At 69.3% G+C, this 12,292-nt stretch carries 9 protein-coding genes and 2 pseudogenes; 6 read left to right on the top strand and 5 right to left on the bottom strand.

Going from position 1 to position 12,292, the window contains the following annotated elements:
• Positions 1-5: 5 nt before the first annotated feature.
• Complete coding sequence (locus tag J0J01_RS12480; RefSeq protein WP_296380994.1) at positions 6-644, top strand: alkaline phosphatase family protein; 639 nt, start codon at positions 6-8, stop codon at positions 642-644.
• Between the two features lie 80 nt (positions 645-724).
• On the opposite strand, the gene mutS is transcribed toward J0J01_RS12480, so the two are convergent.
• Both mutS and J0J01_RS12470 read right to left on the bottom strand, forming a co-directional pair.
• Positions 725-3,418 carry a DNA mismatch repair protein MutS gene (mutS, locus tag J0J01_RS12475; protein ID WP_296380991.1) on the bottom strand — a complete coding sequence of 898 codons (2,694 nt, stop codon included), beginning with the start codon at positions 3,416-3,418 and terminating at the stop codon, positions 725-727.
• Entirely contained in the window at positions 3,412-4,275 is an 864-nt protein-coding gene (locus J0J01_RS12470; protein WP_296380989.1) for a nucleotidyltransferase domain-containing protein, read from the bottom strand. The genes mutS and J0J01_RS12470 overlap by 7 nt, the downstream gene beginning before the upstream one ends.
• A gap of 34 nt (positions 4,276-4,309) precedes the next feature.
• On the opposite strand from J0J01_RS12470, the gene J0J01_RS12465 reads away from it, so the two are divergent.
• On the top strand, positions 4,310-4,783 hold the full coding sequence (locus J0J01_RS12465) for a TRAP transporter small permease subunit (protein ID WP_296380987.1): 474 nt from the start codon (positions 4,310-4,312) through the stop codon (positions 4,781-4,783).
• The gene (locus J0J01_RS12460; RefSeq protein WP_296380986.1) at positions 4,783-6,096 is read left to right on the top strand and encodes a TRAP transporter large permease subunit; all 1,314 of its coding nucleotides are present in this window, start codon (positions 4,783-4,785) and stop codon (positions 6,094-6,096) included. Before J0J01_RS12465 ends, J0J01_RS12460 begins: the two co-directional genes overlap by 1 nt.
• A 10-nt stretch (positions 6,097-6,106) precedes the next feature.
• Here the strand turns inward: J0J01_RS12460 and J0J01_RS12455 are convergent, their stop codons facing one another.
• On the bottom strand, positions 6,107-6,538 hold the full coding sequence (locus J0J01_RS12455) for a hypothetical protein (protein WP_296380984.1): 432 nt from the start codon (positions 6,536-6,538) through the stop codon (positions 6,107-6,109).
• A gap of 261 nt (positions 6,539-6,799) precedes the next feature.
• On the opposite strand from J0J01_RS12455, the pseudogene J0J01_RS12450 reads away from it, so the two are divergent.
• Positions 6,800-7,210 (top strand): annotated as a pseudogene (locus J0J01_RS12450) (adenylate/guanylate cyclase domain-containing protein); the annotation flags it as partial.
• A 106-nt stretch (positions 7,211-7,316) separates the two neighbouring features.
• Here the strand turns inward: J0J01_RS12450 and J0J01_RS12445 are convergent.
• Positions 7,317-7,997, bottom strand: a complete 681-nt coding sequence (locus J0J01_RS12445) for a hypothetical protein (protein ID WP_296380982.1) — start codon at positions 7,995-7,997, stop codon at positions 7,317-7,319.
• Positions 7,998-8,146: 149 nt separating this feature from the next.
• On the opposite strand from J0J01_RS12445, the gene J0J01_RS12440 reads away from it, so the two are divergent.
• Positions 8,147-10,408, top strand: a complete 2,262-nt coding sequence (locus J0J01_RS12440; RefSeq protein ID WP_296381335.1) for an NADP-dependent malic enzyme — start codon at positions 8,147-8,149, stop codon at positions 10,406-10,408.
• 3 nt (positions 10,409-10,411) lie between these two features.
• Positions 10,412-12,130 carry an amidohydrolase family protein gene (locus tag J0J01_RS12435; protein WP_296380980.1) on the top strand — a complete coding sequence of 573 codons (1,719 nt, stop codon included), beginning with the start codon at positions 10,412-10,414 and terminating at the stop codon, positions 12,128-12,130.
• Between the two features lie 46 nt (positions 12,131-12,176).
• On the opposite strand, the pseudogene J0J01_RS12430 reads toward J0J01_RS12435, so the two are convergent.
• Positions 12,177-12,292, bottom strand: a pseudogene (locus J0J01_RS12430) (IS110 family transposase); the annotation flags it as partial.

The following is a 12,292-nucleotide window of genomic DNA, read 5'->3' as shown; positions in this document are numbered from 1 at the left end:
GTCGGTTGCTGTTCGTCATCGTTCTGGCGCTGGCCTTTCCCGCCGACGCGCAGCAGCAGCCGGCCCGCCCCAACAACATCATCCTGTTCGTCGCCGATGGCCTCAGACCCGGCATGGTCGACGAGCGCACCGCGCCCGCGATGGCCGCGCTGATGCAGCGCGGTGTGCGCTTCAGCAACAGCCATTCGCTGTTCCCGACCTTCACCACCGCCAACGCCTCGGCGATGGCGACCGGCCACTACCTCGGCGACACCGGCGACTTCTCCAACAACATCTATGTCGGCTTCCCGGTGCAGGCGGCACAGCAGAGCCCGGTGGCGCCGCTCGAGAACAACACTGTGCTGGCCGAGGTCGACAGGAAGTTCGGCGACTTCCTCAACGAGGAGACGATCCTCAAGCTCGCCCGCGCTGGTCGGGGCGCTGCCCAACGGCGGAACCATGCCGCTGGTGCAGACCGGCGTGCTGCGCTCCGAGCCCGGCGCGCGGGGCAACGTCACCGTGCTGATGACCAAGCGCGCCGACCAGGCCGTCTACTTCCACGCCACCGGCTACCCCGGCCGCACCTTGGGTCTGCTGCCTTAGAGCACATTCCGTTCGGCTGGAATCGGCCGAGCGGCCGGACGCTCCCGATGTCGATTCCATAAGGGTTTTCCTTGCGAATCCGGGAATCCGGCCCACCCCCCGCACCCAAAATACCCGGGTAAAATTGCGCCGCGGCGGGGATCTACCCTTTGAGGCGGCGCAGCTCGTAGAGCAGCTCGAGCGCCTGCTTGGGCGTGAGCTCATCGGGATTGATCGTGGCCAACCTCTTGTCGGATTCCGATTCGACAGAACGCGTGACGCCGCCCGCCGGCCGCGCCGGTGCTGCCGCGAACAGCGGCAGGTCGTCGGCGAGCCGCGTCACCGCGCCCGACTGCTCGCCCTTCTCCAGCGCCGCCAGCACCTCCTCGGCGCGCGCGACCACGGCGGCGGGCAGGCCGGCGAGCTGCGCGACATGGATGCCGTAGGAGCGGTCGGCCGCGCCGGACGCGACCTCATGCAGGAACACGACCTCGTTCTGCCACTCCTTCACCCGCATGGTGTAGGGCGCCAGCGCCGCCAGCCGCTCCTTGAGCGCGCCGAGCTCGTGATAGTGGGTGGCGAACAGCGCGCGGCACTTGTTGACCTCGTGCAGATGCTCGAGCGCCGCCCAGGCGATCGAGAGACCATCGAAGGTCGCGGTGCCGCGCCCGATCTCGTCGAGGATGACCAGGCTCTTCGCCGTCGCCTGGTTGAGGATCGCCGCGGTCTCGACCATCTCGACCATGAAGGTCGAGCGGCCGCGCGCCAGGTCGTCGGCCGCGCCGACGCGGGAGAACAGGCGATCGACGATGCCGATATGCGCCTGCCTGGCCGGCACGAAGGCGCCCGACTGGGCCAGCACCGCGATCAGCGCGTTCTGGCGCAGGAAGGTCGACTTGCCGGCCATGTTGGGGCCGGTCAGCAGCCACAGCCGCCGCTCGGGTCCCAACGCGCAGTCGTTGGGCACGAAGCCCGCGCCCTGCCGCAACAGCGCCGCCTCGACCACGGGATGGCGGCCGCCGTCGATGCCGAAAGAGGTGTCGTCGCTCAAGAGAGGCCGCACGTAATTCGCGCTGGCCGCCAGCTCAGCCAGCGCCGCCGCGACATCGAGTGCCGCCAGCGCACGGCCAGCAGCGACGACTGCCGTCGACACCGCCATCGCCTCGGCGACCAGCGTGTTGAAGATCGCGAGCTCCAGCGCCAGCGCCTGGTCGGCGGCGCGGCCGATGCGGGTCTCGAGGTCGGCGAGCTCGGCGGTCGAGAAGCGCGTGGCGTTGGACATCGACTGCCGGCGCGTGAAGCCGAGCCCCGCCAGATCGAGCTTGTCGGCGTGCGTCGCCGTCACCTCGATGTGGTAGCCGATCATGTTGTTGTGGCGGATCTTGAGCGAGGCCACGCCGGCCGCCGTTCGGTACTTCGCCTCCAGCGCCGCCACGGTCTTGCGGCTGTCGTCGCGGAGCGTACGCTGCTCGTCGAGCTCGGCGCGATAACCGGCGCGGATGAAACCGCCGTCGCGCGTCAGCAGCGGCGGCTCGTCGGCCAGCGCCGCACCCAGCGAGTCGATCAATGCGCGATGGTTCGACGCGGCCGTCACGATCGCGGCCAGCGGTGCCGGCGCCGGCATCAGCGCCTCGGGCTCGGCGCCCAGCAGCGCGGCCAGCGCCTCGGCCGAGTCGAGCCCGTCGCGCAATGCCGCGAGATCGCGCGGGCCGCCGCGGCCGACCGACAGGCGCTGCAGGGCGCGCTCGACGTCGGGCGTGCGCTTCAGCGCCTCGCGCACCTCGGCGCGCAAGGCCGGCCGCTCGACGAAGAGCTGCACCAGGTCGAGACGCCGCTCGATCTCGGCCTTGTCGGTGAGCGGCGCGGCCAGGCGCTCGGCGAGCAGGCGCGCACCCGGACCGGTGAGCGTGCGGTCGACGGTGGCGAGCAGGCTGCCGTCGCGCCGGCCGTCGAGGCTGCGCACCAGCTCGAGATTGCGCCGCGTCGCCGGGTCGATCTCCATCGTGCCGTCGGCGCGCTCGCGGCGCGGCGGCGTCAGGGCCGGCCGCTTGCCGGCCTGCGTCAGCTCGACATAGTCGAGCAGCGCGCCGCAAGCGGCGACCTCGGCGCGCGAGAAGGCGCCGAAGCTGTCGAGCACCGCGACGTTGAACGCCGCCTGCAGCCGCTTGCGCGCATTGTCGCTATCGAAGCGCGCCGACGGCAGCGGCGTCAGGATGGAATTCCAGTCGTCGAGCGCGGCCTTCAGCGCCTCGCGGCCGAGCAGGCGGTCGGGCACCAGCAATTCGCCGGGCGCGAGCCGCGCAAGCGCGGCGGCAAGCTGCGCGGGCTGCAGCGGCTGGGCGGCGAAGTCCGCGGTCGAGAGATCGAGCCAGGCCAGCGCCAGCTCGCCCTGCGCCTCGGCCAGCGCGCAGAGGTAGTTGTGGCTGCGCGCATCGAGCAGCGCGTCCTCGGTGAGCGTGCCGGGCGTGATGACGCGGACCACGGCGCGCTCGACGACCGACTTGGCGCCGCGCTTCTTGGCCTCGGCCGGGTCCTCGACCTGCTCGCAGACCGCGACCTTGAAGCCCCGCCGGATCAGGCGCGACAGGTAGGCCTCGTGGCTGTGCACCGGCACGCCGCACATCTTGATGTCTTCGCCGAGATGCTGGCCGCGCTTGGTGAGCGCGATATCGAGCGCCGCCGAGGCCTTCACGGCGTCCTCGAAGAACATCTCGTAGAAGTCGCCCATGCGGTAGAAGACGAGATGGTCGGGATGCGCCGCCTTGACCGCCAGGTACTGGCGCATCATCGGCGTGGCGTCCGCCGGTATTGGGGCCGAGATGTTCTGGCTGGTGTCGGGCACGCCCCGGCCTAGCATGCAGCCCCGCCCGACTGCGATGGGGATGGCGATGGGGATAACGTGCACAACGCGGCCGTTTCCTCGACCAGCGTCATCAGCGCCGGCAGGCCCGTAGCACCGGAACCGATCGCCTGCCCGACGCGTGCAGCATAACCGGACGGCCGGCGTGTCAGTTTTTCCGCCGCTTGGGTCGCTCCTTTCTCATTGAGGAGATAGACGCCGTTCAGTGCGAACAGGCTCTGGTTGAGGCAGGCGACGGCGCGGAAGCCGCAGCCCGCGACATAGGCCGGATCGTCGCGGCCGCGGCCGTGCAGGGCGTTCTCGACCGCGAACTTCGCTTCCCACAGGAAGGTGCGGATCAGCGCCTCGCCGAGCGCCAGCGGATAGGGCGCGCAGCGGCGCTGCAGGGGCGCCAGCACCTGGTCGGGGTCCCACAGCACGCGCGCCAGCGCCATCTCGCCCATGTAGATCGCCGACACGAAGGCATGCGGATGGCCGGGCTGGTAGACCCGCTCGATCCGGCCGGCGCAGCAGGCCTCGATCACGCCGCGCACCTTGCCCAGCTCGCGATAGAGCAGGTCCACACGTTGGCCGCCAACCGTCAGCCAAGCACCGCCGTTGATCCACGGACCCCAGTCGCCGATCGCGGTGACCGACGACGACGCGGCGCCGGGCAGCAGCATCGCCGCCTTGGCGAGCCGCCCGGTGTCGATCGGGTTGTCGGCCTCGTAGTAGAGCCCGATGTCGTAGTCGGAGTGCGCCGCCGCCTCGCCGCGCGCCCGCGAGCCGCCGAGCACGATGGCGCGGATACCGGGCACGCCACCCAGCGCGCGCACCAGCCGGCCGATCAGGACATCGTCGTTGGGCTCTCCCATGAGGAACGGGTAGCATGCGGAAGGGGGAGAACGAATGGCCTGGATCGACAGGATCGACCGGACCGTAGGCTACGGTCTCGCGGCCGCGCGCTGGCTGGTGCTGCCGGTGGCGCTGCTCCTGTTCCTGCAATGGCCGCTGCGCGAGTTCGTGCGCGCCGGCAGCCGCGAGGCCAACGATCTCGGGCAGTGGATCTTCGCGCTCTATGTTGGCCTCGCGGTGACCTTCGCCACCCGCGAGCGCGCCCATCTCGCGGTCGACGCCATCGCGCACGACTATCCGGCCCGAGTGCGCGATGCGATCGGCCGCTGGGGCGCGCTGCTCTGCGTGGCGCCGTGGTCGCTGTTCATGCTGTGGGCGACCTGGCCGATCGTTCAGCGCTCGGTGAGGGGGCTCGAGAAGTTCCCCGAGACGACGAACTTCGGCTACTTCCTGATCAAGGTCGCGGCGGCGCTGCTGGCGTTGCTCGCCTTGGTGCAAGCGCTGCTCGATTTGCGGAAACGCAACTGATGGCGACGGCCGGCCTCTGGATGCTGCTGGCGGTGGCGATCGTGCTGCTGGCGACCGGGCTGCCGGCCTTTGCCGTATTGATGGGCGTGTCGGTCGCCTTCGCCGCGATCGGCGTGCTGGCGGGCGGGCTCGAATACGGCCTGCTGACGGCGCTGCCGACGCGCATCGTCGGCCTGCTGGAAACCGATCTGCTGCAGGCGCTGCCGCTCTATGTCTTCATGGGCGCGCTGCTCAACCGCCTGCCGCTCGCGGACCGGCTGTTCCGCTGCGGCGTCGCGCTGGGTGGCAAGAGCGGCGGCGCGCCGGCGATGGCGACCCTGGGTCTCGGCGCGCTGCTGGCGCCGATGAACGGCTCGGTGGGCGCCAGCGTCGCCATGTTGTCGCGCAGCGTCGCGCCCAAGCTCACGGCGCGCGGCACGCCGGTACCGGAGAGCACGGCGCTGGTCTGCGTCGCCTCGACGCTCGGCGTGGTGATCCCGCCGTCGCTGGTCCTGATCCTGCTGGGCGACGCCATGATGCGCGCCCACACCGAGGCGGCCAACGTCACCGGGGCGACGGTGCGCATCGTCAACACCCAGGACATCTTCCGCGGCGCGCTGGTGCCGGCGGCGCTGTTCCTGGTGCTCTGCCTGCTGGTCGCCTGGGCGCTCGGCCGCCGCCATCCGGCGCGTAGCGCGGCCGAGAAGCCCGAGGCCCTGGAATGGCTGACCGGCCTCGTCGCCGCCTTGTTCGTGATCGGCCTGCTGACCGGCGTCGCGGCCGGCTACTTCTATGCCGTCGAGGCGGCGGCGATGGGCGGCACGGCGCTGCTGCTGTTCGGCTGGCTGAGCGGCGGCCTCAAGGGCGGCGCGTTCGGCGCGGTGTTGCGCGATACCATGGCGGTGAGCGGCGCGTTGTTCGCGCTGTTCATCGCCGCCACGACCTTCACCCTGGTCTTTCGCGCCTTCGGCACCGACCGGCTGCTCGATGCCTGGGTCAAGCTGGTGCCGTTCGGCGCCACCGGTGCCGCGATCGCCGTGCTGGCGCTGCTCGCGCTGCAGGCCTCGTTCCTGGTGCCGCCGACCGGCTACGCGGTGATGATGGCGCGGAGCGCCATGAAGCAGAAGACGGCGACGCGCCCGCTGGCCCGCGCGCTCGCCCCCTATCTCGCCGCCCAGCTCGTGGTCTTGGCCCTGGTCGTGGCGCTGCCGGGGACAGCCCATTTCGCCCAGCCCAAGGGCCACGACGCCTCGCCGGTCGAAACCAAGCTGGACGACGACGCGGCGCGCCAGAAATTCAACGATATGCTCAACATACCCGCGCCCGAGGACTAGGCCGTCGGGCTTACCGCGGCCCCAACACCGAGAAGGTGGGGCCGGTCACGGTGGTGCCGCTCGTCGTCAGGACTTTGACCGTTGCCGTCCCGCCGGCCGCAGCGTCACAAGGGACTGTGATTTTCGCCTTCGACGTCGAGATGACGAAGTTGACGATGTAGTTGGGGCTCGGCGGTGTAGACGGCGTGTTCGACGCCGAAGGAGTCGAGCTCGGCAACCGGCATGGCACCGCAAAGCTCAGCGAAACCCGATCGAATGCGCCCGCCGTATCGGCAATCTCGTAACTCCATGTCGCCAAGCCTGGCCCGGGTGGCGTGTAGATCACGCCGACGGTCACCGTGCCAACGGTCGAAACCGGGGACCCTGGAACAATCGGAGCCGCAGCCGGCGTGCAGCCCGTCACGAACGCGAGCACCGATAACCCTGCCAACAGGCGCGTCATAGTCGATGTCATCGTAGCTCCCCCTTGAGATCGAATTCTGGTGCCTCGCCCGACCCCCATACTCGCCACCGACAAACCATCTCGTGAAAGTGCTCGCCTTCCAGTTTCGCGTCAAGGTTGTAGTGGCCCGGCATCCTCCCGTGGCCCATAGCGGATCGGTCGCACAATCTGTGAAATCCACCATGCCGAGCCCTCGACCGAAGGTGCTATCGTCTCGGCTTCTTGGGGGACCAGTGGGACCATGACGATCGACTTGTCCGCCTGGCTCGCTGGCCTGGGCTCGAGAGCGACGCGCCGGCATTCCTCGCCAACGACATCGACAGCGAGGTGCTGGCCGAGCTCACGGCCGAAGACCTGATCGGGTTCGGTGTCACGTCGATCGGGCACCGGCGCAAGCTGCTGGCGGCAATCGCCAGGCTCAAGTCCGGCGAGAATGTCGTCGCGACGCCGCCGCGCGAGACCGCCACGTCGGCCGAGCGCCGCCAGCTGTCGGTGATGTTCTGCGATCTGGTCGGCTCGACGCCGCCCTCGGCGCGGCTCGATGCTCATGGCCAGCCGCTGGCCGTGCGGATCGGCATCGCCACCGGCATTGTCGTGGTCGGCGACCTGGTAGGCCGCGGCGACGCCCAGGAGCGCGGGTTGGTCGGCGAGACGCCCAACCTCGCTGCGCGCGCGCTGCCCTGCAGCAGGCGATCGATCTTGCCCGCGTCCAAGGAGCGAAATCCTTGGAGAGTCGCGCGTCGGACAGCCTTTCCCGCCTCCGCTGATCGCCACCGGATCAGCGAAAGATCTCCTCGCACAGCCGGCGGGCGAGGTCGGCATAGTCCTCCGGCCGGGTGACGTCGCTCATGTCGACGATCTTGGGCTGCACGATCGGCGGCAACCGAGCGATCAGCTCGAGCATCAGAGCCTGCCAGTGCGCGAAGTGGGCAATGGCCGCGTCGTCTCTGCCGAAGCTGTCGAGAAAAGCCGACCACGCCGCGTTGCGATGCGCACGGGTCGATCGGATGCGCTCGGCCAGCACGCCCGCGGGCAGAACGAGCACGATCGTCCGCAGGCCCAAGGCGTCGGCCCGACGGTAAAGGCCTTCGATGGCGGGCGCGTACGCGGCTGGCCAGCGATCCGGTTGCCGGCATTTCATGTTTGCCATGTGACCGAGCAGGAAGCGCTCGATCACGGTGACGACACGGGCCGCCCCCGAGGCAGCCGAAAATCCGGATTGCGACCACAGCCGCTCGAGATGGCTCAGCGGCTGCAGGAGCCCGTCCGGATGGGCGACCACCTCGCCTTCCCCGAGGTCGCCGGCCTTGTGGCGCGCTTCGAGGACACGCTCGGAATAGTGCTCGCTCAGGAAGAGCTTTGTGTTGCTGGCGCGGTTCCGGGCCAGCCACGCCTGTATGGCGTGGAACAGCCGGGTCTTGCCCGCTCCGGTGACCCCTTCGAGGATGAGTCCAGCCATTCGGCACTATTTCACATTTGCGTTGCAGCGCGACATGAGTGTCAGACCGGGGTCTGGCAGGCTCCGACAGTTGTCGCCAATATGGCCGTCAAATCGGGAGTGAAACGCATATGGCAAGCACGGGCGCGGAAGCGGCGGTCAGCAACGAGATGGGCGATCTCGACGGCGACTCGCTGATCATGCATCGCTCGGGACGGCCGGGTAAGATCGAGATCATCGCCACCAAGCCGCTGGTGACGCAGCGCGACCTGGCGCTCGCCTACTCGCCGGGCGTGGCGGCGCCGTGCATCGAGATCGCCAAGAATCCCGACACCGCCTACGACTACACCAGCCGCGGCAACCTGGTCGCCGTGATCTCCAACGGCACCGCGGTGCTGGGGCTGGGCGACATCGGCGCGCTGGCCGGCAAGCCGGTGATGGAGGGCAAGGCGGTGCTGTTCAAGCGCTTCGCCGACGTCGACTGCATGGATCTCGAGGTCGACACCAAGGACGTCGACCAGTTCGTCAATTGCGTGCGCTACCTCGGGCCGACCTTCGGCGGCATCAACCTCGAGGACATCAAGGCGCCGGAGTGCTTCATCATCGAGCAGCGCCTGCGCGAGCTGATGGACATCCCGATCTTCCACGACGACCAGCACGGCACCGCCATCATCTCGGCCGCCGGCCTGATCAACGCGCTGCATCTCACCGGCCGCGACATCAAGGACGTCAAGCTGGTGGTCAACGGCGCCGGCGCCGCCTCGATCGCCTGCATCGAGCTGATCAAGGCGATGGGCCTGCCGCACGAGAACGCCATCCTGGTCGATACCAAGGGCGTGATCTGGCAGGGCCGCACCGAGGGCATGAACCAGTGGAAGAGCGCCCACGCCGTGCGCACCAAGGCGCGCAGCCTGAAGGAGGCGATGGAGGGTGCCGACGTGTTCTTCGGCCTGTCGGTCAAGGGCGCGGTGACCAAGGACATGGTGAAGTCGATGGCCGACAAGCCGATCATCTTCGCCATGGCCAATCCCGATCCCGAGATCACGCCGCAGGACGCGCGCGCGGCGCGGCCCGACGCGATCATCGCCACCGGCCGCAGCGACTATCCCAACCAGATCAACAACGTGCTGGGCTTCCCCTACATCTTCCGCGGCGCGCTCGACGTGCGGGCGCGCACCATCAACGAGGAGATGAAGGTCGCCGCCGCCGAGGCGCTGGCCAAGCTGGCGCGCGAGGACGTGCCCGACGAGGTCGACCGCGCCTACTCCGGCCGCCGGCTGCGCTACGGACCCGACTACATCGTGCCGGTGCCGTTCGACCCGCGCCTGATCTCGGTGGTGTCGTCGGCCGTCGCCCAGGCGGCGATGGATTCCGGCGTGGCGCGGCGCAGGATCCCCGACATGGCGGAGTACCGCCGGGCGCTCGCCGGCCGCCTCGATCCGACCAATCACTGGCTGCAGAGCCTGTTCGAGCAGGTCAAGGCCAACCCGCAGCGCATCGTCTTCGCCGAGGGCGAGGAGGAGCGCACCATCCGCGCCGCCGTCGTGTTCCGCGACAACGGCTACGGCACGCCGATCCTGATCGGCCGCGAGGAGCAGGTGCGCGAGACGATGAAGGGCCTCGGGATCACCGACGACAACGGGCTCGAGATCCACAATGCGCGGCTCAGCACGCGCAACGCGCCCTACGTCGAGCATGTCTACAAGCGCCTGCAGCGCGACGGTTTCCTGCGCCGCGACGTGCAGCGCATGGTCAACCAGGGCCGCAACGTGTTCGGCGCCTGCATGGTGGCGCTGGGCGACGCCGACGGCCTGGTGACCGGCATCACGCGCCGCTTCCCCGAGTGCTACGGCGACGTCAAGCGGGTGATCGAGGTCGAGCCGGGCAAGGTGGCGATGGGCTATTCGATCATCGTCGCCCGCCACGGCACGGTGTTCCTGGCCGACACCGCGGTCAACGAGACGCCGAGTCCCGAGCAGCTCGCCTCGATCGCCAAGCAGATGGCCAAGAACGCCCGCATCATGGGCCACCAGCCGCGCGTCGCCTTCGCCTCGTTCTCCAACTTCGGCAGCCGCGAGATCGAGCGCATCGACCGCATCCGCAAGGCGATCCGCGTGCTCGATGCCGAGGGCGTCGACTTCGAGTACGACGGCGAGATGCAGGCCGACATGGCGCTCGACTACAAGCTGCTGACGTCGACCTATCCCTTCGCCCGCCTGACCGGCCCGGCCAACGTGCTGGTAATGCCGGGCCTGCATTCGGCCCACATCTCGTCGCGCCTGATGCAGAGCCTGGGCGGCGTCACCGTGATCGGCCCGGTGATGGACGGTCTCGCCAAGCCGGCGCAGATCGTCCAGATGGGCGCGACCGTCAGCGATCTCGTCAACCACGCCGCGCTCGCCGCCTACGGCGCGCTCAGCCGCAAGAGGTAAGCCATGAACGATCTCGTCATTCGAGGCGCCACCGTCGTCGACGGCCTGGGCAACGAGCCGCGGCGCGCCGATGTCGCGGTCAAGGACGGCAAGATCGCCGACATCGGCAACATCAGGGGCGGCGACCGGACGATCGATGCCGGCGGGCTGACCCTGTCACCCGGCATCGTCGACGTGCACACGCACTACGACGCGCAGGTGACGTGGGATGCGACGCTCTCGCCCTCGCCGTCGCTCGGTGTCACCACGGCGGTGATGGGCAATTGCGGCTTCGGCATCGTGCCGGCGCCGGCCGATGCCCGCGACCTGGTGATCCGCAACCTCTCGGTGGTCGAGGGCATGGACCTCGACGCGCTGCGCACCGGCATCACGTGGGATTTCGAGAGCTTCAGCGACTACATGGCGATGCTGCGGCGGCGCGCGCCCTACGCCAACGTCGCGGTGCTGGCCGGTCATTCGACCATCCGCACCGCGGTGATGGGCGAGGCGGCGTCGCAGCGCAAGGATGCGACGCCCGAGGAAATCGCCCGGATGAAGGCGATGGTGGCCGACGCCATGGCCAACGGCGCGATCGGCCTCGGCGCCTCCTACTCGCTCAACCATTCGGGCTATGGCGGCGTGCCGATGCCCTCGACGATCGCGCCGATGGAGGAGCTCGATGCGCTGGTCGGCGCCATGGGGCCGCGCGGCAGGGGCGTCGTCGCCATCGCCTCGGGCGTGAAGACGCCGCAGGAGCTGGAGCCGATGGCGGCCAGGCACGGCCGGCCGTTCTTCCAGGGCACCGGCGTCGCCATGTACAACGAGCAGGCGCCCGATCGCGCCATCAAGATCTTCGACGACTGCGCCGCCGCCATCCGGCGCGGCAACGGGCTCTACATCCAGATCCCCTGCCAGCCGCTGTCGTTCGATTTCACGATGGCCAACGCCTACCCGTTCTACAGCCATTCGGCGTTCGACCCGATCAAGGCCTACGCGCCCGAGCAGCTCAAGGCGGTGTTCCGCGACGCCTCGTGGCGCGCCACCTTCCGCGAGAACGCCAAGACCCCGCGGCCGGGCATGATCTTCCAGGGCAACTGGGACCGCGTGATGGTCGCGGTCACGCACAAGCCCGGCAACGCCAGGTACACCAACCGCTACCTGCACGAGATCGCGGCGGCCGAGCATCGCGACCCGCTCGACGTCATGCTCGACCTGGCGCTCGACGAGAACCTCGAGACCGCCTTCCTCGGCCGCTTCCTCAATGTCGGCGACGACGGCGTGGCGCGGCTGCTGAAGCACGAGGCCGGCGTGGTCGCGCTCAGCGACGCGGGCGCCCACCTCATCTATATGTGCGATGCGGGCTTCGGGCTGCACTTCCTGGCGCGCTGGGTGCGCGAGCGCGGCGACTTCGACATCGTCGAGGGCATCCGCCGCCTGACCTCGCATCCCGCCGACCTTTACGGCATCCAGAATCGCGGCCGCATCGCGGTTGGCGCCCAGGCCGACCTGCTGCTGTTCGATCCCGCCACCGTCGGCGTCTCGCCGGCCGAGCGCGTCGCCGACCTGCCGGGCGGCGGCCGCCGCACCATCCGCAAGCCGACCGGCGTGCACGGCGTGTTCTGCAACGGCGTCATGACCTTCGACGGCAAGGGCTACGTCGAGCACGCCAAGGGGCCGGGCCAGGTGCTCGACCGCTTCAACGCCTCGCGCGGCGGCCACAACCTGGCGCTCGCGGCGCAATGACGAGGAAATTCCTCCCCATTCAAATGGGGAGCAACTGTCTTTTGGCCTAAGCGCCGGCAGGCTGCCAAGGGAGGTTGTGTCGGCTCATGGCGTTGAGGGTGACGATGAGCTTACGCATGACGGCGACGATGGCGACCTTGGGCTTCTTGCCGGCAGCGATGA

It is taken from the genome of Reyranella sp., from assembly GCF_017305915.1.
Lineage (GTDB): Bacteria > Pseudomonadota > Alphaproteobacteria > Reyranellales > Reyranellaceae > Reyranella.
This window is presented reverse-complemented; position numbering and strand designations above follow the sequence as displayed.

Bases quoted from the DNA above. Each gene is read 5' to 3' on its own strand.
- mutS (WP_296380991.1), bottom strand. From the start codon at position 3,418: ATGCTAGGCCGGGGCGTGCCCGACACCAGCCAGAACATCTCGGCCCCA.
- J0J01_RS12470 (WP_296380989.1), bottom strand. From the start codon at position 4,275: ATGGGAGAGCCCAACGACGATGTCCTGATCGGCCGGCTGGTGCGCGCG.
- J0J01_RS12465 (WP_296380987.1), top strand. From the start codon at position 4,310: ATGGCCTGGATCGACAGGATCGACCGGACCGTAGGCTACGGTCTCGCG.
- J0J01_RS12460 (WP_296380986.1), top strand. From the start codon at position 4,783: ATGGCGACGGCCGGCCTCTGGATGCTGCTGGCGGTGGCGATCGTGCTG.
- J0J01_RS12455 (WP_296380984.1), bottom strand. From the start codon at position 6,538: ATGACGCGCCTGTTGGCAGGGTTATCGGTGCTCGCGTTCGTGACGGGC.
- J0J01_RS12445 (WP_296380982.1), bottom strand. From the start codon at position 7,997: ATGGCTGGACTCATCCTCGAAGGGGTCACCGGAGCGGGCAAGACCCGG.
- J0J01_RS12440 (WP_296381335.1), top strand. From the start codon at position 8,147: ATGGGCGATCTCGACGGCGACTCGCTGATCATGCATCGCTCGGGACGG.
- J0J01_RS12435 (WP_296380980.1), top strand. From the start codon at position 10,412: ATGAACGATCTCGTCATTCGAGGCGCCACCGTCGTCGACGGCCTGGGC.